Annotated in this window: 25 protein-coding genes; 14 read left to right on the top strand and 11 right to left on the bottom strand. The window is 67.4% G+C overall.

Annotated elements, in window-relative coordinates; translation table 11 throughout:
- The first annotated feature begins 43 nt into the window (after positions 1–43).
- From AC07NT_RS02910 to AC07NT_RS02875, 8 genes are all read left to right on the top strand, one after another.
- Complete coding sequence (locus tag AC07NT_RS02910) at positions 44–1,210, top strand: GGDEF domain-containing protein (protein ID WP_498597928.1); 1,167 nt, start codon at positions 44–46, stop codon at positions 1,208–1,210.
- Positions 1,211–1,342: 132 nt separating this feature from the next.
- The gene (locus AC07NT_RS02905) at positions 1,343–1,969 is read left to right on the top strand and encodes a DUF938 domain-containing protein (protein WP_498597929.1); all 627 of its coding nucleotides are present in this window, start codon (positions 1,343–1,345) and stop codon (positions 1,967–1,969) included.
- Positions 1,970–2,027: 58 nt separating this feature from the next.
- Positions 2,028–3,263, top strand: coding sequence for a 7TM diverse intracellular signaling domain-containing protein (locus tag AC07NT_RS02900; protein ID WP_498597930.1), 1,236 nt, complete (start codon positions 2,028–2,030; stop codon positions 3,261–3,263).
- 145 nt (positions 3,264–3,408) lie between these two features.
- Entirely contained in the window at positions 3,409–4,614 is a 1,206-nt protein-coding gene (locus AC07NT_RS02895; protein WP_498597931.1) for a diguanylate cyclase domain-containing protein, read from the top strand.
- Positions 4,615–4,693: 79 nt separating this feature from the next.
- Positions 4,694–5,932: a diguanylate cyclase domain-containing protein gene (locus tag AC07NT_RS02890; RefSeq protein ID WP_498597932.1), complete on the top strand. Its 1,239-nt coding sequence runs from the start codon at positions 4,694–4,696 to the stop codon at positions 5,930–5,932.
- A gap of 30 nt (positions 5,933–5,962) precedes the next feature.
- Positions 5,963–6,436, top strand: a complete 474-nt coding sequence (locus tag AC07NT_RS02885; RefSeq protein ID WP_498597933.1) for a YeeE/YedE family protein — start codon at positions 5,963–5,965, stop codon at positions 6,434–6,436.
- Positions 6,433–6,846: a DUF6691 family protein gene (locus AC07NT_RS02880; RefSeq protein WP_498597934.1), complete on the top strand. Its 414-nt coding sequence runs from the start codon at positions 6,433–6,435 to the stop codon at positions 6,844–6,846. Before AC07NT_RS02885 ends, AC07NT_RS02880 begins: the two co-directional genes overlap by 4 nt.
- Before the next feature lie 77 nt (positions 6,847–6,923).
- Positions 6,924–8,048 (top strand): DUF2855 family protein, encoded by a 1,125-nt coding sequence (locus AC07NT_RS02875; protein WP_498597935.1) that lies wholly within the window; start codon positions 6,924–6,926, stop codon positions 8,046–8,048.
- 9 nt (positions 8,049–8,057) lie between these two features.
- Here the strand turns inward: AC07NT_RS02875 and AC07NT_RS02870 are convergent, their stop codons facing one another.
- The gene (locus AC07NT_RS02870; protein ID WP_498597936.1) at positions 8,058–8,930 is read right to left on the bottom strand and encodes a DUF3014 domain-containing protein; all 873 of its coding nucleotides are present in this window, start codon (positions 8,928–8,930) and stop codon (positions 8,058–8,060) included.
- A gap of 154 nt (positions 8,931–9,084) precedes the next feature.
- On the opposite strand from AC07NT_RS02870, the gene AC07NT_RS02865 reads away from it, so the two are divergent.
- Both AC07NT_RS02865 and AC07NT_RS02860 read left to right on the top strand, forming a co-directional pair.
- Entirely contained in the window at positions 9,085–9,225 is a 141-nt protein-coding gene (locus AC07NT_RS02865) for a hypothetical protein (protein ID WP_460489055.1), read from the top strand.
- Between the two features lie 69 nt (positions 9,226–9,294).
- Complete coding sequence (locus AC07NT_RS02860) at positions 9,295–10,365, top strand: ketopantoate reductase family protein (RefSeq protein WP_498597937.1); 1,071 nt, start codon at positions 9,295–9,297, stop codon at positions 10,363–10,365.
- A 17-nt stretch (positions 10,366–10,382) separates the two neighbouring features.
- Here the strand turns inward: AC07NT_RS02860 and AC07NT_RS02855 are convergent, their stop codons facing one another.
- Both AC07NT_RS02855 and AC07NT_RS02850 read right to left on the bottom strand, forming a co-directional pair.
- A complete protein-coding gene (locus AC07NT_RS02855; protein ID WP_498597938.1) occupies positions 10,383–10,937 on the bottom strand; it encodes a hypothetical protein in 555 nt (184 codons plus the stop codon).
- A gap of 103 nt (positions 10,938–11,040) precedes the next feature.
- The gene (locus AC07NT_RS02850; protein ID WP_498597939.1) at positions 11,041–11,664 is read right to left on the bottom strand and encodes a hypothetical protein; all 624 of its coding nucleotides are present in this window, start codon (positions 11,662–11,664) and stop codon (positions 11,041–11,043) included.
- Positions 11,665–11,806: 142 nt separating this feature from the next.
- Between AC07NT_RS02850 and AC07NT_RS02845 the strand changes: the two genes are divergently transcribed.
- Positions 11,807–12,352 carry a Spy/CpxP family protein refolding chaperone gene (locus tag AC07NT_RS02845; RefSeq protein ID WP_498597940.1) on the top strand — a complete coding sequence of 182 codons (546 nt, stop codon included), beginning with the start codon at positions 11,807–11,809 and terminating at the stop codon, positions 12,350–12,352.
- Here the strand turns inward: AC07NT_RS02845 and AC07NT_RS02840 are convergent.
- Entirely contained in the window at positions 12,340–13,161 is an 822-nt protein-coding gene (locus AC07NT_RS02840) for a hypothetical protein (protein WP_498597941.1), read from the bottom strand. The genes AC07NT_RS02845 and AC07NT_RS02840 overlap by 13 nt on opposite strands.
- Positions 13,162–13,321: 160 nt before the next feature.
- On the opposite strand from AC07NT_RS02840, the gene AC07NT_RS02835 reads away from it, so the two are divergent.
- The gene (locus AC07NT_RS02835) at positions 13,322–14,014 is read left to right on the top strand and encodes a glycine zipper 2TM domain-containing protein (RefSeq protein ID WP_498597942.1); all 693 of its coding nucleotides are present in this window, start codon (positions 13,322–13,324) and stop codon (positions 14,012–14,014) included.
- Positions 14,015–14,035: 21 nt separating this feature from the next.
- Here the strand turns inward: AC07NT_RS02835 and AC07NT_RS02830 are convergent, their stop codons facing one another.
- A complete protein-coding gene (locus tag AC07NT_RS02830) occupies positions 14,036–15,598 on the bottom strand; it encodes an alkaline phosphatase D family protein (RefSeq protein ID WP_498597943.1) in 1,563 nt (520 codons plus the stop codon).
- A gap of 124 nt (positions 15,599–15,722) precedes the next feature.
- Between AC07NT_RS02830 and AC07NT_RS02825 the strand changes: the two genes are divergently transcribed.
- Entirely contained in the window at positions 15,723–16,157 is a 435-nt protein-coding gene (locus tag AC07NT_RS02825; RefSeq protein WP_498597944.1) for a hypothetical protein, read from the top strand.
- Between the two features lie 11 nt (positions 16,158–16,168).
- Here AC07NT_RS02825 and AC07NT_RS02820 read toward each other — a convergent pair whose 3' ends face one another.
- From AC07NT_RS02820 to AC07NT_RS02800, 5 genes are read right to left on the bottom strand one after another with little or no spacing between them, the layout of a single operon-like run.
- Positions 16,169–16,765: a hypothetical protein gene (locus AC07NT_RS02820; RefSeq protein ID WP_498597945.1), complete on the bottom strand. Its 597-nt coding sequence runs from the start codon at positions 16,763–16,765 to the stop codon at positions 16,169–16,171.
- A complete protein-coding gene (locus AC07NT_RS02815; RefSeq protein WP_498597946.1) occupies positions 16,765–17,283 on the bottom strand; it encodes a carboxymuconolactone decarboxylase family protein in 519 nt (172 codons plus the stop codon). The genes AC07NT_RS02820 and AC07NT_RS02815 overlap by 1 nt, the downstream gene beginning before the upstream one ends.
- Positions 17,284–17,296: 13 nt before the next feature.
- Positions 17,297–18,271 (bottom strand): Bug family tripartite tricarboxylate transporter substrate binding protein, encoded by a 975-nt coding sequence (locus AC07NT_RS02810; RefSeq protein ID WP_498597947.1) that lies wholly within the window; start codon positions 18,269–18,271, stop codon positions 17,297–17,299.
- A gap of 22 nt (positions 18,272–18,293) precedes the next feature.
- Complete coding sequence (locus AC07NT_RS02805) at positions 18,294–19,115, bottom strand: SDR family NAD(P)-dependent oxidoreductase (RefSeq protein ID WP_498597948.1); 822 nt, start codon at positions 19,113–19,115, stop codon at positions 18,294–18,296.
- 4 nt (positions 19,116–19,119) lie between these two features.
- Complete coding sequence (locus AC07NT_RS02800; RefSeq protein WP_498597949.1) at positions 19,120–20,007, bottom strand: amidohydrolase family protein; 888 nt, start codon at positions 20,005–20,007, stop codon at positions 19,120–19,122.
- 76 nt (positions 20,008–20,083) lie between these two features.
- Here AC07NT_RS02800 and AC07NT_RS02795 point away from each other — a divergent pair, with 76 nt between their 5' ends.
- Entirely contained in the window at positions 20,084–20,974 is an 891-nt protein-coding gene (locus AC07NT_RS02795; protein ID WP_498597950.1) for a LysR family transcriptional regulator, read from the top strand.
- 11 nt (positions 20,975–20,985) lie between these two features.
- Here the strand turns inward: AC07NT_RS02795 and AC07NT_RS02790 are convergent, their stop codons facing one another.
- Positions 20,986–21,588 (bottom strand): NAD(P)H-dependent oxidoreductase, encoded by a 603-nt coding sequence (locus tag AC07NT_RS02790; protein WP_498597951.1) that lies wholly within the window; start codon positions 21,586–21,588, stop codon positions 20,986–20,988.
- Positions 21,589–21,729: the final 141 nt, after the last annotated feature.

Raw genomic sequence — 21,729 nt, 5'->3', positions numbered from 1 at the left:
AACTGAGGGGGCTACTGCGCCTTTAGCGCCCTGCACCCCCGCCTTGCAGCTCGACCCCACCACCCTGATCTTCCTGAACGCCGCCAATCTGCTGGCGATGTCCATGGCCCTGCCCCTGGTGATGGGGCAGAACCTGAGCCCCGCCGCGCACAACGCGCGCGCCTCGCTGATGATCAGCGCGGCCGCCTGGTTGGCGCTGATCCTGGCCGGCTTCTGGCGCGAACGCTGGCCCGACCAGATGCTGTCCACTATCGCCATGGGCCTGCTGAGCTTCAGCAACTGGCTGGTCCACCGCGCGCTGAACCACTGGCTGGGGCCGCGCCCCCTGGGCCGGCTGCTGCTGCTGCTGGTGCTGGCCACGCCCGTGGGCTACGCGCTGAGTTTTGGCAGCTACCCGGTGCGCGTGGGCTGGGCCAATCTGCTGATCGCCGGGCAGTTGCTGATCCTGGCGCGCGCGACCTTGCTGCCCACGCGCAACGAGTTCGGCCAGGGCAACTGGCGTTTCCTGATGTTCGGCTGCGTGAGCCTGATGGCGGTGCTGACGGCCACACGTGGCATCCTGGGAGCCTGGTTCACCGAGCTCTACCCCTTCTTTCGCGCCCCCACGCCGGTCAACCTGGCGGCGCTGGTGGCGGCCAACGTGACCCTGGTACTGGGCAATATCGCCATCCTCGCGGCCTGGCGCGAAGAGGCGCAGCAGCAACTGCGCACCCTGGTGATCACCGACCCGCTCACCAGCCTGTTCAACCGCAATGGCTGGGCCGAGCAGGCGGGCCGCGCCCTGCGTTACGCACAGCGCCACGACTACCCGCTGTCGCTGCTGATGATCGACCTGGACCATTTCAAGCGCATCAACGACACCTACGGCCACGAGGCCGGCGACGCGGCGCTGGTGTTTTTCGGCAGCCTGCTCAAGCGCTGCCAGCGCGCGGGCGACGTGAACGCACGTCTGGGTGGTGAGGAGTTCTGCGTGCTGCTGGCCCATGCCGACACCGCGGCCGCGCGGGCCTTTGACGAACGCCTGCGCGCCGAGCTGACCCAGACCGCACCGCAGACCCTGCATTTCGCGCTGGACTTCAGCACCGGCCACGCCCTGCGCCAGGGCAAGGACGAAACGCTGGAGGCGCTGATGTCGCGCGCCGACGCCGCGCTCTACCGCGCGAAGCACGCGGGCCGCGGCCACCTGGTATCGGGCGACGGACGCAACTGAAGCCAGGTCGTTCCGGACACGGAATGTTTTTTCTGTCCCATGAATATGGGAGAGGCCCCATGTTCATGGGAGGGTTGTTTCCGTTGCTTGCTGGCACCATGCGCGCTGTATACAGAGAACCCGCCATACATCATGATGCTAGAACTCGACATGACCGAACTCGCCTTCAGCGCTCCAGCCGAACGCAACAAGCAACCCATCCTGGAGGTGCTGCGCACGCTGCTGCCCAAGAAGGGACGCGCGCTGGAGATCGCCTGTGGCACCGGCCAGCACGTGGCCTGGTTCGCTGCCAACCTGCCCAAGTGGTCCTGGCAGCCCACGGACGTGACGGCCGACCTGTTTCCGGACATCAAGGTGCGCGTCGACGAGGCCAGGCTGGTCAATGTGCAGCCACCGCAGCTGCTCAATGTGCTGGACCCGTCCTGGCCCAAGGAGTACGAGCCCCATGACCTGGTCTATTGCGCCAACATGCTGCACATCGCGCCCTGGGCCTGCTGCGCCGGTCTGATGCAAGGCGCCGCGCAGCAGCTCGCACCCGGCGGGCAGCTGGTGACCTACGGGCCCTATCTGGAGGACGATGTGCCCACCTCGGAGGGCAATCTGAAGTTCGACGCCACGCTGCGTGCACAGAACCCGGACTGGGGTCTGCGCCGCCGCGAGGACGTGGAGGAACAGGCCCAGGCCGCAGGCCTGCGCCTGGCCATGCGCCACACCATGCCCGCCAACAACCTCCTGCTGGTCTGGCGACGCGCAGGCTGAAACCCTGCCTCCACCACGCTTGTATGTTCGGCGTAAGGCCCGCGCAGATAATGCATGAGTGGACATCAAAGAATTCGTCGTTTGGTCTGCCATGCTGGGTGGTCTGCTGACCCTGGCCGGGATCGCCACGGCCAATGCGCTGGCCACGCGCAACATCAACTCCCTGCGCTACCTGATCTTTGTGGTCGTCACCGGCGCCAGCAGCCTGATGCGCACCGGCCTGCCCGAAACGCTTTTCCCCGGCGCACCCGAAAGCCTGCTGCAACTGCTCAAGGTCTGCACCGGGCCGCTGAGCGCCGCCCTGGTCCTGCACTACCTGGGGATCTGGCTGGGCGGCGCCGAGGTGGACCCGGTGACCCACCGCATCACCCGCTGGGGTTCCAGCGTCATGCTGCTCACGGCGCTGGTGCTGGGTGCCCTGGTCGTTTCAGGTTCGGACATCCATCTGCTGCTGCACGCGACCGCGGTCGTCACCGTGGTGGCCGTGCTGCTGGGCCTGGCCACGTCGGTGCGGGCCGCGCTGCTGGGCGACCCCCTGGCCCCCTGGGTGGTGCTGGCCGGTGTCTGCCTGGCCATCGAGGTGCTGGGCTTGTGGGTGCGCAGTCTGAGCCTGGAGGGTTTCGGCCTGGGCACTTGGATCCTGACGGCGGTGTGCACCGTGGCCTATTTCATGGTGGGCTCGGTGGTGGTGGTCAAGCGCATACGGCGCAGCCGGGAACTCGAACGCCTGGCCACGCTGGAGGTTCGCACCGATGCGGCCACCGGCCTGTCCACGGGCTCCGTGCTGCTGGCCGAGGTGGAGCACGCTTTCTGGCGCACCGCCCGCTTGAATGGCGAATGCACGGTGGTCTGCCTGCGGCTGAACAATCTGTATGGGCTGGGTGCCGCGGACGAGCGCGTCGTGGAGCCCCAGATCCTGGCGGCCATGGCGGCGCGCATCCACCGTGCGGCGGGTTTTCGCTGCGTCGTGGGGCTGTACCACCCGCGTTGTTTCGTGGTGGTGATTTCGGCGAACCAGCGCCGCGAGTACGTGGGCCTGACCGTGGCGCGCCTGCGCTCGCTGGCGGCGCAGCCCCTGACGGTGACAGGGCGCGACGGCACCCAGCAGGATTTCTGGCCGCGCGTGGGCATGGGCGTGGTCACGCTGGAACCCAGCCAGGCGCAGCCCGTGAACGCCATCGACGAGGCCGAGCGGCTGGCCCTGGGCCCGCCCCTGCGGCAGGGCCGGATGGAAGACAACATCGCGACCCGGCCCGCCAGCATCCGGGTCACCACCGACAACGCCACCCTGTAAACCGGGGCGGGGGTGCCCGGGTCTGGTGCCTTTCAGCGCCCGGTGGAAGTTGCTTCTTTTTTTATAGCAACGAAATCCCCGCGATCTGCCAACTCCGTCACGCTGCGGCCTCCACCGCGCTGGAGGAGCCACCGATAATTCGCACATGGATATGACAGAAACCACGGTCTGGGCTCTCATGGCCGGCGGGCTCTTGTCGCTGGCGCTGCTGGCTGCGGCCGACGCGCTCATGGTTCGCACGCTCGGCGCCTTGCGCAATCTCCTTTTGATCGCCACCCTCGGCTTTGCCTGCGTGCTGATGTCGGGCCTGCCCGAAACGCTTTTCCCCGGCCTGCCCGAGCGCCTGGGCATGGCGTTGAAGGCCGGCTTCGGCCTGCTGAGCAGCGCACTGGGCCTGCGCTTTCTGGGCATCTGGACCGGTGGCGCGCAGGAAGACCATGTGGTCTATCGCATGACGGTCTGGGGCTGCTACGGCATGCTGATCGCTTCGCTGGTGATGGCCATCCTCGCCACGCTGGTGCCGCTTGAAGACTTCCGGGAACTGCTGGTGCTGACGGCAACCCTCAACGGGGTGGCCGTGCTGATCGTGCTGGTGATCGCCGTGCGCTCCGCCCTGCTGGGCGACCCGCTGGCGCGCTGGCTGGTGCTGGCCTGCCTGCTGCTGGTGGGCATGATGAGCGGCCTCTATCTGCACGCCTTGAAGGTTCCGGGCTGGAACGTGAGCCTGGCGATAGGCACCGCCAGCTGCGCGCTGCTGTTCATGTTGATCGTGATGGTGCTGATGGTCGTGCGCAACCGCCAGCAGCGCCAGCTGGCCCGCCTGGCCCGCCTGGAAATGGGCTGGGACCCGGCCACCGGCCTGCCCACTGGCGCCAAGCTGCTGAGCGAGGTGGAACACGCCTTCTGGCGCACCGGCCGCCTGAACGGCCAGTGCATCGTGGTTTGCCTCTACCTGAGCAACCTTTATGAGCTGGGCGACTCGCTGGGCCGCACCAGCGACAACCAGATCCTGGCCGCCACGGCTGCGCGCATCCGCCGCGCGGCGGGTTTTCGCTGCGTGGTGGGCATGTACCACCCGCGCTGTTTCATCGTGGTGTTCTCCATCGACCGCAAGCGCACTTTCGACGAGACCGTCATCCAGCGCCTGCAGGGCCTGGTGACCCAGCCGCTGCAGGTGATCAGCGACAAGGACAAGCGCCTGCAGTTCACGCCGCAGGTGGGCATCGCTGTGCGCACCGTGCTGCCGGACGACAGCCAGCCGCAGGAAGTGATCGATCAGGTGGAGCACGAGGCCATGACCGAGGTGCGCCGCCCGACGGCAGACGACGACAAGGTCGACACGACCTGGTGAGCCCCATTTCGGGGAACCGCGGTCGAAAAGCGTGAAATAAGTCACGAAATTCGACCTCCCGGCGCACCATAATCGCTGGATGCCCATTTCCGAAGTCGCCGTCTGGTCTGCCATGCTGGGGGGTCTGCTGACCCTCACCGCGCTCTCCGTGGCCGACCTGGTCCTGAACCGCAAGGTCGGCTCGCTGCGCAACCTGGTCTTCGTGCTGATCGTGGGCAGCAGCTGTCTGGTCATGACCGGCCTGCCCGAAATGCTGTGGCCTGGCCTGCCCCTCAAGCTGGTGCAGGTGCTCAAGGGCAGCCTGGGGCCGCTGGCCGGCGCCCTGGCCCTCTATTACCTGGGCATCTGGCTGGGCGGCAGCCGCGAAGACCGCACGGTGGGCCACATCACGACCTGGGGCGCCGGGGCGCTCTTCCTGGCCGCCATCGTGCTGGGCCTGCTGGTGCTGCGCACCGGCCCCGAAGAATTCGAACAGCTGCTGCTGGCCACGGCCATCGTCAACATGGCGGCAGCCGTGATGGGCCTGATCGCCACGCTGCGCGCAGCGGCCCTGGGTGACCCGCTGGCGCGCTGGATGGTGCTGGCCTGCGTGTGCCTGGCCGCCATGGTGACGGGCCTGTACCTGCGCGGCCTGAACGTGCCCGGGTTCGGCCTGGGCACCTGGATCGTGACGGCGGTGATCACGGTGGTGTATTTCCTCGCCTGCAGCGTGCTGGTCTTTGTGCGCAACCGCCAGCAGCGCCAGCTCACCCGCCTGTCGCGCCTGCAGGTCGGCGCCGACCCGGCGACCGGCCTGCCCACCGGCTCCCTGCTGCTGTCGGAGGTGGAACACGCCTTCTGGCGCACGGGCCGGCTGCACGGCAGCTGCAGCGTGGTGTGCCTGCACCTGCGCAATCTCTACGAGCTGGGCCAGGCGGCGGGCCACGGCGTGGAGCACCAGATCCTGGCGGCGATGGCCGCGCGCATCCGCCGCGCCGCTGGTTTCCGCTGCGTGGTGGGCCTGTACCACCCGCGTTGTTTCGTGGTGGTGATCTCCACCGACCAGCGGCATGATTTTGTCAGCGAGACGGTGGCGCGACTGCGATCCACCGTGGGCCGCCCGCTGATGGTGATCGGCCGTGACCAGAGCCGCCACGACTACGCGCCGCAGCTGGGCGTGGGCATCGTCACGCTGGACCAGCCGGGCGAGGCTGTGCCGCAGGACGTGCTCAACGAGGCCGAACGCCAGTCCCTGGGCGCGGATGGCGGCTCGGTCAGCGTGGTCAGTGCCAGCTCGGTGATGCCGACCCAGCAGGACGCGATCGACACCACCTGGTAAGGCGCAGCGCCCGCGCGGATAATGCCCGCCATGAACCTCCTCTCCACCCTTTTCCCTCTGGGCTGGCAGCACTACCTGCTGGGCGGCCTGATGATCGGGCTGGGCACGGCCCTGCTCTTCCTGTTCACGGGCCGCATCGGCGGCATGAGCACGGTGTTCTCCAGCAGCTGGTCCTGGCTGGTGCAGCGGCCCTTTTTCCAGCAGGCACGTTTTGTCGAATCACGCGGCTGGCGCCTGGTGTATGCGGCCGGGCTCATCGTCGGCGCGCTGGTCTGGTGGCTGGGCTTCACCGATGGCACGCCGCTGGCCACGCAGGTGCCCGCCTGGCAATTGGGGGTGGGCGGTTTCTTCGTGGGCTATGGTGCCCGCCTGGGCAACGGCTGCACCTCGGGACACGGCGTCTGTGGCCTGGGATCGCTGCAGCTGCCTTCGCTGGGCGCGGTGCTGACCTTCATGGCCACGGCTTTTCTCACGGCGAATCTCGCAGCGAGGTGGCTGGCATGAACAATTTCAAGAACGGCCTGGCCACGCTGGCCGCCGGTGCACTGTTCGGTTTCGGCCTTTCGCTGTCGGGCATGGTCAGGCCCGAGGTGATCCTGAGTTTTCTGCGTTTCCAGGACTGGGGCCTGATGCTGGTCATGGGCGGCGCCGTGCTGGTGACACTGCTGGCCTACAAGGGCCTGCCGCGCCTGCTGGCCCGCCCCTTGCTGGGCGGCAGCTTCGGCACCCACCCCAGCGTGTGGAACCGCGACACTGCCGTGGGTGCAGCGCTGTTCGGCGTGGGCTGGGGCCTGTGCGGCGTTTGCCCGGGCCCGGCCATCGCAGGGTTGGGCACGGGCAACTGGGACCTGCTGTGGGCCTTGGGCGGCATCACCCTGGGCGCGTTGGCGCAGGGCCTGCGCGCGAAGAACTGACCCCGCACCCATCGCCTGGGTGACAGCGCCGCAGGCCGGGCGCAGGCATGCTCGTGTTTCGCTCAGAAGGAAAACCCATGAATGCTCCCGCCGCCCTGCGTTTCTGCGTCAGCCGCACCGACCTGCACAGCACCCGTCTGCTGCCCGACCCCGATGCGCCCGGTGCGCGGCCTCTGGCCGAGGGTGAGGTGCGCCTGCGGGTCCTGTCCTTTGCGCTGACGGCCAACAACATCACCTACGCCGCCTTCGGCGACAAGATGAAGTACTGGGAGTTCTTCCCCAGCGGGGCCGAGGGCTGGGGCTGCATCCCGGTCTGGGGCTTTGCCGAGGTGGTGGAGTCGCGCAGCCCGGAGGTGGCCACAGGCCAACGCGTGTATGGCTACCTGCCCATGGGTCACCACCTGGTGGTGCAGGCCGCACGCGTGAACGCGCGGGGTTTCGTGGATGCATCGGCACACCGGCGCGAACTGGCCGCGGTCTACAACCAGCTGGTGTTCTGCGCCGCCGACCCGGCCTACCAGCCCGCGCTCGAGGGCCAGCAGGCCGTGTTGCGGCCGCTGTTCACCACCTCTTTCCTGATCGACGACTTCATGGCCGAACAGCAGTTCTTCGGCGCACACCAATTGCTGCTGTCCAGCGCGTCGAGCAAGACAGCCTATGGCACGGCCTTCTGCCTGGCGCGCCGCGCCGGCGGCCCTGTGGTGCAGGGGCTGACCTCGGCGGGCAACCTGGACTTCACGCACGGGCTGGGCTGTTATGACCAGGTGATGCGCTACGAGCATGTGAAAACGCTGGACCCCGAAACGCCCACGGTCTACATCGACTTCGCAGGCAACGCCGGCTTGCGCCGCACGATCCACGAGCATTTCGGCACGGCCTTGAAGTACAGCTGCTCGGTGGGTGGCAGCCACTGGGAAGCCCTGGGCGGCGGAGGTGGCCTGCCCGGGCCGCGACCCGAACTCTTCTTTGCCCCGGCCCAGGGGAAAAAGCGCGCCGCGCCGCCCCCGGAGGGCTGGGGACCGGCAGGCTTCGAAGCACGCCTGGGTGAAGCGTGGCAGGCCCTCATGCAGCGCGTGAATGCCGCCGACCGTCCCTGGCTGGTGATACGCGAAGACCGGGGCGTCGAGGCGGTGAGCGCAGCCTACCAGCAGGTGCTGGCCGGGCGCGGTGATGCGCGTGAGGGACTGATGCTGGCGTTCTAGCCCTGGAGTCTAGGGTTTGACGCTGGCCGGCAGCTCGGCCTTGGTCAGCAGCTTGCGGTATTCGAGCAGCTTGACCTTGAGGCGGCGGTGGTTGACCGGGCCGATGCGCAACAGCATCTTCTGCCCGGCGGACAGGGACTGGAACCTGTCTTCGGCGAACTCGTAGCGGGTCCAGGGGCGCTCCGAAGCAATGGGGCCTTTCACATCGACCAGGGCCACGGCCAGCGGGCCCTCCTGCACCGGGGTGCCCAGCAGCAGGTCGATGACGGCGACGAGGCGGTCGTTGAAATAGCCCTTGGGATAACCGAGCTCCACATAGGCTTCCTGGAACAGCGGATAGAGCGTGGCGTAAAGCTGCACGGCCTTTTTCGTGTCCACCGATTCGATGAGCTGCACCAGGGGCACGTAGCGCTGCCCGTTGTCGGGGTTGATGATGTCCATCTCGCCCCGCTTGAGCGTGGCGAAGCGCCCGGGGGTGGGATGCACGGGCCACATGCTGGGTGCGGCGTGTTCACGACCCAGGTTGTCCACGGTGGCCACCGTACGGCGCACAAAGCTCTCCAGCAGCACGAAGGTCACCACGTTCTTGCGGCCCATGAGGCCGTTGAGCTCCTGCTGGACGCGCGCGTCGGACTGGCCCAGGGCTGGCAGCGGCTTGGGCGGAGCTGGATCGGCCGCTTCGATGGCCTGCACCGGATGGCGGATGACGGGTGGCGGGTCGTTGGAGGGCACGGGCATGGCCGTGACGGCCGGAGGGCCGCTGACGGGCTGGCTCACGGGCTCGGGCCTGGGCGGCGCGGGCTGAGGCCACAGCAGCCAGGCGGCAAGGCCCAGCAGCGCAGCGGTGACCAGCACGGCCAGGGCGATTCTGCTTTTGTTCATGGACGCACACCAAGGCGGGGTTGCGGGAAGGCCATGCTAGCACCGCACCCGGGGCGGCACCAAATCAGGCGCGTCACCATTTGTAATGGCGGCGGTTTTCTGGCTTACCATGCGGGACTGGTGCCGTTCCGGAACCGCAACCCATGGAGGACTTATGGCCAAAGGTGAACAACGCAGCAACAAGATGGCAAAGAAACCGAAGAAAGACACTTCGCCGCCCAAGACCTCGACCTCCGACCGCCCGATGCCGCCGGTCACGGCCGTCATCCCGCGCGGCAAGGAAAAGAACAAATAAGAAGACCGGCCAGTGCCCGCCAACGCAGCGGGCTTGTGACAGTGCCAGTGGTCACCACCAGGAGACATCATGAGCCAAGCCTGCAAGATCCTCATCCTCGGCGCGTCCTACGGTTCGCTGCTGGGTATCAAGCTGGTGATGGCCGGCCACCAGGTCACCCTGGTGTGCCTGCCCAACGAGGTGGAGCTGATCAACCGCGAGGGCATACGCGTGCGCCTCCCGCTCAAGGGGCGCGAAGGAGTGGTGGAGCTCGACTCGCGTCGTTACCCCGGGCAGCTCCTGGCCGCAGGCCCGGCCGACGTGAAACCCGGCGACTACGATCTCGTGGGCCTGGCCATGCAGGAGCCGCAGTACCGCAGCCCTGGCGTACGTGAACTGCTGGACGCCGTGGCCCAAAGCCGTGTGCCCTGCATGTCCATCATGAACATGCCACCCCTGCCCTATCTGGCGCGCCTGCCCGGCGTGGCCACCGCAGCCTGCCGCGGCGCCTATACCGACCCCACGGTGTGGGACAGCTTCGACCCGGCCAGCATGACCCTGTGCAGCCCCGACCCGCAGGCCTTCCGCCCGCCGGAGGAGCAGGTCAATGTGTTGCAGGTACGCCTGCCCACAAACTTCAAGGCCGCGCGTTTTGTGTCGGACACGCACACCGCGCTCCTGCGCAGCCTGCAGACCGACATCGAGGCCATCCGCCATGAGGTGGATGGGCAGAAGGTGGAACTGCCCGTGAAACTCAAGGTGCACGACTCGGTCTTCGTGCCCCTGGCCAAGTGGAGCATGCTGCTGGCCGGCAACTATCGCTGCGTGACGCCGCAGGGCGTGCGCCCCATCAAGGAAGCGGTACACAGCGACCTGGCCGCCTCGCGCGCGGTCTACAACTGGGTCAGCGACCTGTGCCTGTCACTCGGCGCCAAAGAGGAAGACCTGGTGCCTTTCGAAAAATACGCCGCGGCGGCACAGGGGCTGGCCAGCCCTTCCTCGGCCGCGCGTGCCCTGTACGCCGGTGCACCCTACATCGAGCGCGTGGACCGTCTGGTGCAGGCTGTGGCCGCACAGAAGGGCCTGCACCATCCTGCCGTGGACGAGGTGGTGGCGCTGGTGGATGCGCAGCTGGAACGCAACCGCACAGCGAAGAAGTAGGCCGCCGCGCCGGCGCCTCAGCGGCGGGCTTCCCTGCCGATCCAGACCACCCCACTCCAGTTCAGGGGATTGATGTCGCGGTCACGGGCGAAATCCAGATCGCCGTTGGGCAACTTCCAGCGCAGGACGGGATCGCCCTTGTCGGTCACCCCGCCGGAGCCGGGCTCCCCGTAGCGAGCCAGCAGGCGTCTCTTCATGCCCAGATGACGCCACCAGGGTACGTGCACCACGGCCACGCTGAGCCGGCCCTTGTTGAAGAAAAGTGCCAGCGTCAGCGCCGCATTGCCGTCCACGCCGTCGATGGGGGCATAACAGACACGGTCACCCAGCCCGTTGGCCGCCTTGGGCTGTCCAAAGCAGTCGAGCGTGACGCCCGCGAAGTGCCTGCGTACGGCAGCTTCGTCCATGTCCACGGACAGCTGCTCGTAGCGCATGGTGATTTGCGGCGAAGTTTCGTTCAGAAAGCCCCGGTACACATGCAGCCGGTCGTGGCTGAGGACCAAGACCAGGCCGATGACGCCCAGCAAGAGCACGAGCAGATATTTGAAGAACCGGCCAATGGCTTCGGTCATGTTGTTTCCCTCCCTGGGGCCATCTTAACGGCGGCGCCGATGGGCGAGCCGCCGACCGCAAGCGGAGGAAAAACAAACCGGGGAGAACTGGCGCCCGCTACCTTCAGTAGGGCAGCACGAAACCCTTACCGCCCGCGTTGATGCGCAGAGCCGTGGGTTTGTCGTTGATGGCCTGCGCCGTGAGTGAGACACTGGCACCCGGTACCAGCAGGCTGCGGTCGCCGGGCCGGAAGGTGACGATGGGGGCATCGGGCGGCACGACGACGGTCTGCTGGCCATCCTTGTACTTCAGCTGGAGGCGGCGCCCCGTGCCCAGGGCCGAGACTTCGGCCACGGTGGCGTTGGTCATGGTGCTCTGCGGCTGCAGATCGAAGGGGCGATGGCCCTCGCCCGTGCCGCGGGCCGCGTCGGGGAAGACGGTGACAGCGATGGCGCGCTGGCTGCCGTCGGCCTGCGGCATGGCGGCTGTTCCGATGAAGCTGCCCGGCTGCACATCGGCCAGGGTGATGGGATAGACCTCGTTGACGACGAGCTTGTCGGCCAGCTGCAGCTCGACCAATTCACCCTCGCGCGTCTTGAGCACGAAAGAGGCTTGGGTCACACTCACCACGGTACCGCGCAGCCGGACCGAGGCGGGTGCCGTCTGCGCCACGCTGAAGGCGGCCAGCAGAGTGAGAAAGATGAGACCGACCAGGACAGGAAAAAGGCGATGCGTAGGCACGGACATGGAGAGACTCCGGAGTAGCTGGCCGCAGTCTAGTCGGCTTCGCTCTTGCACGCATGCCGGCTAACCCTGATCGCGTCCCGTTTCACGTTTCTTTACGCAGCGCACAACACAGGCGCAACACGGGCGGCCTATCGTGAGGGCCATGTTGTCCCGTTTCGCCATCCCACGTCTTTGTTTTCTGATCGCCGCCGGCCCCATGCTGGCCGGGCTGCCGGCCAGGGCCGATGAGCCCGCCAACACCGCGCCCGTCGCCGCCGCGGCCACCCCACGCCCCCTGGAGGGCTTGCGCAACGATCTGGCGCTGACGCCCCAGCAACTGCCCCTGTGGCAGGCCTATGCGGGCCGGCTCGATGCCTACACGCAGCTGCACTACCGCGAGCGGCCCGCGCCGCCCGCAGGCACGGAAGCAGCGACCAAACAGCTCGCCCGCCTGGTCGACCAGCAGCAGAACCGGCTGGCCGCGCTGGAGGACATCGAACGCGCGGCCGCCGATCTGTATGCCCTGCTCACGCCCGAACAGCGCAAGCTGGCCGACCAGCGCCTGATGTCCACGCTGCCGGTCTTTGCCTCGGCGGGGCAGATGGCCAGCGCAACACCGCCGGCGGCGGGCTCACGCCCGTCGAACGGGCCGCCCGAAGGCGGGCCACGCGGTAGCGGCGGTGGCCGGGGCCCGTCTCAAGGCTGGTAATAGGCCTGCACGGTCTCCCAGGCCACGGTCTGCAGGTGGCGTGCCACCTCGGGTGACAGGCCGGCGTTGTAGGCCAGCCCGACCGGCGACTTCTTGAACAGCGAGGCGTACACGGTGCAGGCGGCCAGGTAGGTGCCGGCCAGACTGGGGTGGCGTTTGTCGGCCACATAGAGGTTGAGGTCGGGCTTTTGCGCGATGGAACGCGCGAAGGCCAAGCCGGCGGGAATCACGAAGACGCCGTTTTCGTTGCCGGCCTGCGTGTAGGCCTCGGCCAGCTGGGCCGTCATCTCGGGCGCATCCTGGTAGGCCCAGGACATGAAGAACACGGGCTTGGCGCCGTGCTTGCGCACGGTGTCGCTGTGTTTCTTGGCGTAGTCCTTGAAGACCGTTTTGAGCTGCGGGTGCAGCGGGCACTGGCTGCAGTCCATCATGATGGCCACGTCGAACAGCTTGTCGAGCTTGTTAAAGCTCACCACGTTGTTGGCGCCGAAGGAGTAGGCGCCGATGGCGTTGGGACGGAAGTAGGAGTCGACGTCGTGCCAGTCGAAACCCGAACCGCTGATGGTCACCGAACTCGCGCGGTGCCGGAAACCCGGCATGCCCTCAGAGATCAGCTGGCCCACATGGCCGTGCAGGCTGTTGTTGTAATAAAAGAAGCTGTTGCCGATGTAGATGGCCGAGGCCGGGTTGGCAACGCCGGCATCGAGCAGGCGCGGCTTGGTCGTCTGTGCGGTGGCCGTCAGGGCGGCCAGGAACAGGAAGGCCACCCCCAGGAAAACCCGTAGCCGGGTCGCATGCGTGCGGATCATGAATGTCTCCTCTTTGTTGTGGAATGCGTGCGAGCAAACTCTACTACGCCACCTGCGGAACCTCGATCTTCTTTACAAATCCGACCACCTCCCAGGGCCAGAAATGGTCGGCCGGCGATCAGGCCGCCGCGTTAATAGGGGAATCGTCAGGAGCATGACCATGAAACACGTGTATGTGCTGGCCGCCACCCTGCTGTTCAGCGGCCTGTGCGCGGCCCAGGAAGAAGGACTGGTGATCTCCACCACCCCTGTAGTGCAGAAAGTGGCCGTGCCACGCCAGGTCTGTACGACCGAACAGGTGGCGGTGCAGCCGCCCAAACGTGGCGCAGGCGCAGCCATCGGCGCAGTGGCTGGTGGCATCGTCGGCAATGCGACCAGCCATGGGTCAGGTGCGGCCACGGTGCTGGGCGCCATCGGCGGCGCCGTGATCGGCGACCGCATCGAGGACAACCCGCCCACCGAACTGCGCGAAGTGCAGCGCTGCAGCACGCAGACCTTCTACGAGAACCGCACCGTGGCCTACGATGTGGAATACGAATACGCCGACAAGCGCTACAAGGTGCAACTCCCCTACGACCCGGGCCAGACCATCGCGCTGCGCGTTTCCCCTGCCGACCTGGGCGAACCCGGCGCGCCACCACCCCAGCCCATCCTGCCCGTGCCAGCCGACCAGACCCGCGTGGTCGTGGTGTCACCACCGGTCTACTACGTGCGGCCCTATCCCTATTACACCTACTACCCCTATTACTATGCCCCGCCGCTGCGCTTCGGCTATGGCGGCGGCTACCGGTACCACGGGCACGGGCACGGTGGCGGGGGTGGCCACAACCCCGGCAACATCGGCCGGCGTTGAACGCCGGCGAACACGCCGTCCTCAGGACAACGTGCCGATGGCGTGCACGACCTTGGTATAGGGATGGGGTTCGCCTTCGGCCCACCAGTTGGCCCAGTAACGATCACCACCACCGGGCAGGTCCGGCTGTAGCGTGAGGAAGTTGCGGCGGGCCAGCACGCAACGGCTGGTGGTGGGGAACTCCAGCATGCGGGTGCTGATGCCCCGGTCGATCTGCTCCACATGCCGCGCCACGTGCTCCAGCACAAAGACCTCCATCGCCGATGAGGGCGGATGTACGATGGCGCTGCTGGTGAGCTGGTTGATGATCCGCGCATGGCCCTCGCACCCGTCTTCGCGTGCGGATTCGATCACACCGAGTGCCGCCACGTGCACGTCGCCCGAGAGGATGGTGACACGCACGCCCCGGGCGCTGACCTGCAGCAGGCGATGGATGAGGCGCAGGCGCTCGGCCCGGTGCGGCGGGCTGTCCCAGTGGTCGCGCAGGTCGTCCTCCATCTCCTGCTGGCCGGGCAAGGCGCACAGCAGTTTCTCGATCAGTTCCAGGCCCGGATGGACCACGGGCACGCTGCTCATGACAAAGAGGTGCTTCAGGCCGCCCGCCGCTTCCTGCGCGGCCAGCCATTGGTACACCGCGGCCCAACTCCGGGGGCTGAGGACCTGCTCGGCCTGCAGCACCTCGGCGCCGTCCTGCGTGCGCGTGGAGCGCGGACAGCGCTCGCTGCGCATGTCCAGCACCAGCAGGCCCAGCTCGCCGATGCGGTAGGCGCTGTTGTGCTGGTCCTGACCCGGCAGCGTGGCCGGCGGTGGCGCGGTGATGGCCTGGCGCTGGAACAGCGCAAAGGCTGCGCGCGCCACTTCGAAGATGCCCTGGTAGACGGCGCACTGGTGCTGTTCGACCGCGTAGGAGCCCCAGCCGTCCATGATGTCGTGGTCGTCCCACATCATCACGGTGGGCAGGCTGGCGAGTGCGGCGGCCACCTCGGGCTGGGACCAGCGCTCCAGGTAGAGCCTGCTGAAATACTCCTCGACCTTGCGACGCAGGGAGGCGGTGAAAGCGGCCTTGAGGCGCTTGTCCCAAGGCAAGGCGCTCCAGGCCTTGAGCTCGGGCACCATGACCCACATGGCGTCGCTGTAAACCTGGTCGCCACCGAGCAGCAGCAGATGCAGCGGCCCGTGCGTCTGACCCTCCACGCGCTCCTGTCCCCGGTGGAGACGGCCCAGGCGCTCCCACTGGGCGTTCGGGGCCTTGACCGACTTCATGGCACGGGGATCGGAAAAGCCGTTGCACGAGGCGTAGCCCATGGCCGGCACGGCGCCCAAGGCGGGCACGCAGAAGCCTTGGGCTTCACCGTTCACGTTGTAGGCCACCTCCTGCGCAGCCGCGCCCTGCGCCACCGCGAATTCAAAACGCCAGGCCGTGCAAGCCTGGCCCGGCACCGGTGCCTGGGTCACCTGCACCGGCCGGCCGCCGGCCGTGAGCAGGGGCGCTGCGTCGGTGTTGTCTTGCACCCAGAGTGCGCTGACGCGCCACTGGCCTTGTTCGCAGCCGAGGAATTGCAGGACGGGACCGAGTCGTTTCATGGAGTCTCCCTGGTTCGAGTTCGCGCGACTTTAGCCGCTCGAGCCTGCGCCGTCATCCCCTGAACGTGGGAAGTGTCGCCATACCGCACAATGTTTCCCCACCACCCCATGGGAGCGAACCGCGATGAAGTACGCCCTGTCCCTCCTCTGCACCCTGCTGCTGGCCACCACGGCCAGGGCCGAGAACCCGCGTTGCGCAGCCGAATTCGAGGCCGAATCGGCGCGCATCCAGCGCGAGGCCATGGCCCGGGCGCCGGCGCCGGGCAGCGACACACGCACGCAGCAGCAATTCATGCAGGGCATGCACGCGCAGCTGCAAGCCGCCGCCGCCAAGGCCCGTGCCTGCGAAGAAGCCAGCCAGCCCAAACCCGGCAGCCCGGCCGCACAGGCGGCCATGGCGCGGGAACAGCAGTGCTCGGACACGGCAAACCGTGAGCTCGACCAGCTCAGGCAGCGCCTGCCGCAGGGTCAGGCCAGCACCGATCAGCAGCGGGCGCAGCGCGAGGCCGAGAACCGCATCCTGGATGCCCGCATGGATTGCCTGCGCCGGGCGCGCTGAGGACAAGGCCTTCAGGCCAGCGCGCGGAACATGGTGCGTTTGGTGTTGGTGAAGTGCGGGCGAACGATATCGCTCCAGGCGGTGCCACGCACGGCCAGCCAGGGGGGTGAGCCCAGCACACTCTCGGCCATCAGGTCATAACAGGCGAGCGAATAAGGACCCTGGTCATGGTTGTAGTAGCGCTGGGCGAGGATACAGCCCGGCACGGCAGCCAGACCGGGCATGTGTTCCGTGTCGTACCAGCGCTCCATTTCGGGCTGCCAGCCCGCTTCCGGGTCCGTCTCGACCACGTAGTGGGAAACAGGGGTCTCGCCATGGGCGTGGCCCGGGGCCGTGTAGACCTGCTGCAGGCGCGAGACGCGAACGTCACGCGCCGCCGGAATACGCCGGGCCAATGCGGCGTCCACGGGAGGCAGGGCACGCTCGTCGAGCAGGGTGCGTGCCGGCAGCTGGACGTAGAGGTAGACCTCCCCCTGGGCCGTGCCGGCCAGGCGCTGCAGCAGCAAGCCGCTGTCGGTACACAGCTGGGCCGCGGCCGCGGCCAGGCGCGGTGTGGCCGCAGGCTCCAGCCTGAATTGCAGGAGCAGGCAATCGGTAGGCTTTTCCATCAGTGTCCGATCTGCAAGGCCACCAGGAAGCGCGACACCATGTTGTAAGCCGCCACTGTGGCCACCAGGTCGATCTGGCCCTGGGCATTGAAATGCTGCTTCACCTCGGCATACAGCGCCTCGGGCACCTCGATCTCGCGCGTCATGGCATCGGTCAGGCGCAGCGCCACACGCTCGGCGGGCGACAGGGGCAGGTCGGCCGCCAGAGGCACGACCCGCAAGCCTTCGATGACGGCCTGCGACACACCCGCGTTCAGGGCATGCGGCACATGGGCGTCGAACTCGTAGGGCGCGCGGTTGAGCACGGCCACACGCAAGATGACGAGTTCGCGCAGGCCGGCCGGCAGGCTGTTGCGATTGCGCACAGCCGAGAGCATCTGCTCCCAGCCGTGGGCGATGGGCGGGCTGTTGAGCAGCACCTGGTAGAGCGGCGAGATGCGGCCGCGCTCGGCCTGGATCTGCGCCTCCTGGGCGGCCAGCTCGGGGCGGGTGCCGGGGGTGACGGGAGCGATGCGCATAAGGGAAAGGATCTCAGTCGGGTTGGATGTTCTTGGCCTTGACCACACGGGTCCATTTGGCCGTGTCGTTCTTCAGCAGCGTGGCCAGCTGGGCCGGCGTGGACGCGGAGACCTCGGCCCCCGAAGCCTGCAACTTGGCTTTCACAGCCTCGTTGCCCAGGGTGCGGCGCACCGCCTGGTTGACACGCTCGATCTCGGCGGCCGGTGTCCCCCTGGCCGCGAACAAAGCGTACCAGTTGTCCGAGTCCACGCCACTCACGCCCATCTCCTCGAAGGTCCTGACCTCGGGCAGCAGGGGGTGCCGTTTGGTCGCCGCCAGTGCAATCGCCTTGAGCCGGCCGCTCTTGATGTGCGAGATGAGGCCGGGGATGTCGCCGAAGAAGCCGTTGACGTGGCCGGCGATCACATCGGTGATGGCCGGTGCCGCGCCCTTGTAGGGGATGTGCGTGAGGTTGATCTTGGCCGCGTCATTGAGCAGTTCCATGGCCAGGTGCGGCACGCTGCCCGTGCCCGAGGACGCCATGGTCAGCGGCTTGCCGGCGTTCTGGCGGCTGGCAGCGATGAACTCGGCGCCCGTGTTGTAGGGCGCACTGGCCCCCACCACCAGCACCTCGACGTTGTTGACCACCAGGGACACGGGGCTCAGGTCGCGCTGCGGGTCGTAGGAAAGCTTCTCGTACAGCGCCGGGTTGATGGCCACCGCGCCCACGCTGGTCAGCCACAGGGTCTGCCCGTCAGGGGCCGAGCGCGCCACGTATTCAGCCGCGATGGCGCCATTGGCACCGGCCTTGTTCTCAACGATCACCTGGTGACCCAGTTCCTTGCCCAGCTGTTCGGCCATGGTGCGCGCCACAAAGTCCACCGGACCGCCCGGCGGAAAGGCCACGATGACGCGGGTGATTCTGGCTGGCTGGGCCAGTGCGGCACTCGTCAGCAGCAAGAGGGCACAGAGCAGACTAGCGCGGCGCAGGTGGCGATGGAATTTCATGTGAGTCTCCTTGTTCCTGGTATCAGTCGCAGCGCGCCGACATGCCGCCGTCGACGACGATCTCGGTACCCGTGACAAAACGCGATTCATCGCAGGCCAGATAGAGCGCGGCGTTGGCCGTGTCGCGCCCGTCGCCCATGAAGGGCAGCGGGATGCGCGACTGGCGCTGCTTCAGCAGCGCCTCGACGTCACCGCCCGCGCGCTGACCGGCCAGCCGTACTTCGACCATGGGCGTGTGCAGCTGCCCGGGCACCACGGTGTTCACGCGGATGCCCTGCTTGGCGTACTGCACGGCCAGCACGCGCGAGAACTGGATCACGCCGGCCTTGGTGGCCGCGTAGGCAATCTGTGCAGCGCCGGTCCAGCGCAGGCCCGAGGTGGAGGAGATGTTGACGATGGCGCCGCTGCCCTGGGCCAGCATGTGCGGGATGACGTGCTTGCAGCTGAGGAAAACACTCTTGAGGTTGTGGTCGATCTGCGCGTCCCAGACCTCCTCGCTCATCTCCACGGGACCACCCTTGGCCGAGCCGCCCACGTTGTTGACCAGCACGTCGATGCGACCGAACTCGCCCATGCAACGGGCCACGGCGGCGCCCATGGCTGCACTCTGTGTCACGTCGCAAGGGATGCCGACGAAACGCCCGCCGGCGGCGACCACCAGGCGCTCGGTCTCGGCCATGCGCTCGAGATCGCGATCCAGGCCGAAGATGTGCGCCCCCTCCTCCGCAAAACGCACGGCGATGGCCCGGCCGTTGCCCCAGCCGGGGCCGACCGAGCCCGCGCCGGTGATGAAGGCCATCTTGCCAGCGAGACGGCCCTGGTGAGATGTAGCTGTGGTGCTCATACGTTCAGTGCTCGAAGCGGTAGAAGGCCTGCGGGTTGCGCACCAGCAGTTGTTCGCGCTGCTCAGGATCGGGCGCGATGCGGACCAGCGCGTCCACCAGCGCCCCATCGTCAGGCACGTGCGTGTGGTTGGGGTGCGGCCAGTCCGTTCCCCAGAGGCAGCGTTCTGGATAACTTTCCATCAAGACACGGGCCAAGGCCACACCCTGGGCATAGGCCGGCGCTGCCTGGGGCGAAGCGTCGATGCGGTCGATGCCGCTGAGCTTCACATGGAAAAGCGGATTGGCCAGCAGCGCATGCAGGGCCGCGAAATCGGCATGCCCTGCACCCAGCGTGGCGTCCACCCGGGCCATGTGGTCGATCACCACGGGCACGGCGCTGCGCGCCAGCGCCGGTCCCAGGCTGTGTACCAGGCTGCTCTCGAAATGCACCTGCAGGTGCAGGCCGGCGGCCTTGAGCCTGGGTGTGAGTGCCACCACCTCGTCCACGCCGGCCGAGGCCAGCAGATGTTTCATGAAGTTGAAGCGCACGCCGCGAAAGCCTGCGGCGGCCAGACGGCGCAATTCGGCATCGGCCACATTGGCCGGCACCAGGGCCACGCCCAGGTAACGCCCCTGCCCGGCCTGGATCGCGTCCTCGACCACACGGTTGTCGAGGCCGTGCACGATCGATTGCACGATGACACAACGTTCAATGCCTAGCTGGCGGTGCAGCGCGAACAGCGTCTCCTTGGGCGCATCCACCGGCGTGAAGTTGCGACCGGCCGCATAGGGGAAACGATCAGCCGGGCCAAACACATGCACATGGGCATCACAGGCACCGGGCGGCAGTTGCAGGGTAGGAAGGGAGGGCTGGGTCCGGTAGGTCTGGACGGGTGTCTGGAGGTCGGGCATGGCAGCCATTGTGGGGTGGCAGAGCGGTTTTCAGATCAAACCATAGTCAATACCAGCTATCCGTAAAATGCATGTCATGGACCTGACCCGCCTGCAGTATTTCGTGGCCGTCGCCGAGGCAGGCAGCCTCAGCCGCGCCGCGGCCGCCCTGCACATGTCGCAACCGGCGCTGAGCCGGCAGGTGCTGCTGCTCGAGGAAGAACTGGGGCAGCGCCTGTTCGAGCGTACCGGCCGCGGCGTGCAGGCCACCGATTCCGGCACGGCCCTGCTGGCCCATGCGCGTGGCATCTTCGACCTGGCCGAACGCGCCCGCGTGGACATGCGCGAACGCCAGGCCAGCCCGCGCGGCCGCCTGACCGTGGGCCTGCCCCCGCGCCTGGCCCATGTGCTGACAGCCGATCTGGTCGAACGCTTTCACGCCCAGTTCCCCGAGGCCACGATGACGGTGGTGGAAGGGCTGAGCATCCGCCTGCGCGAATGGCTGGTGGCCGGCCGCATCGATGCGGCCCTGATGTTCGACCCGCCGGCTTCACCGCAATTCCAGCAGGAAACCCTGCTGCGCGAGCCGCTGGTGCTGATCAGCGTGCAGGAATTGCCCAAGCGCATGCGCCTGGCCGATGTGGCGCAACGTCCGCTGCTCATGCCCAGCGGGCCCAATGCCTTGCGGCAGCTGCTGGAGCAACACACCCGCCCGCGCGGCCTGCCGCTGCAGCTGGTGGCCGAGGTGGATTCGGTGCAGACCGTGCTCTCGCTGGTGGCGCGCGGTGTCGCCGACACCGTGCTGCCCCTGAGTGCGACCAAAGCCTGGGCCTACCCGCAGACCCTGCACGTGGCGGCCATCCACAGCCCGGCCATGCGCAACCAGCTGGTGCTGGCCGTGCCCACCGCACGGCCGGCCACGCGCCTGAGCCGTTTTGTCGGCAAGGCGCTGCGCGAACTGGTGTCAGAACATTTCGACGGCGCCTGAGAGCGCGGCGCTCAACGGGCCCGCGCACCCAGGGTGCGCATCCGCTCCCGCCACTTGCGCACGCCGGCCTCCCCCAACCTGTCCACCATGCCGATCAGCGTGTCGCGCACAGGCGAGACGCCGACGAAACCCAGGATGTTGCGCTTGAGCAGGCCCACGCCACGGGCCCGGAAAAACCAGCGGTAGACCAGGGCCGGCATGCCCATGGTGACGATGATGCGCGCGCTACGCCCCTTGAGGCCCTTGAACATGAAAGGGTTGCTGCCACGTTCGGCCGAGTCTCCCTTGAAAGCGAACCCCGGGCGCGCCACCTGCTCCAGGAAACCCTTGAGCAGGGCTGGCATGTCGCCCAGCCAGAGAGGAAAAAGGATGACCAGATGCTGGGCCCAGGCGATGTCGGCCTGCGCCGCCTGCAAACCTGCGGGCAACGCCCCATGTTCCCATTCCTGCTGGCTGCGCAACAGGGGGAAGTCCAGCCTCGCAATTTCGACGACACGCACCTCGTGGCCGGCCTGGCGCGCGCCTTCGGCATAGGCGGCGGCCAGCGCGTGGCCCAGATGGGGGGCCGAGGCATCGGGATGGCCCTGGAGGATGAGGATGCGGCGGGTGTCCATGCTGTGCTCCTGCGGAGTGGACCCGTCATATTGGCATGAACCGGCAGCAGCGTCCTTGATCTGACGCAAACGCTCTTATTTCGATAGCAAAGCGGTCTTGCCCTGCGCTGCCACAAGTCTATTGCGGCTTACCTAGAATGG

Source organism: Hylemonella sp. GW821-FHT10B10 (genome assembly GCF_059415585.1).
Note: the sequence above shows the minus strand (reverse complement) of the source record. Positions and strands in the feature narration are given on the sequence as shown.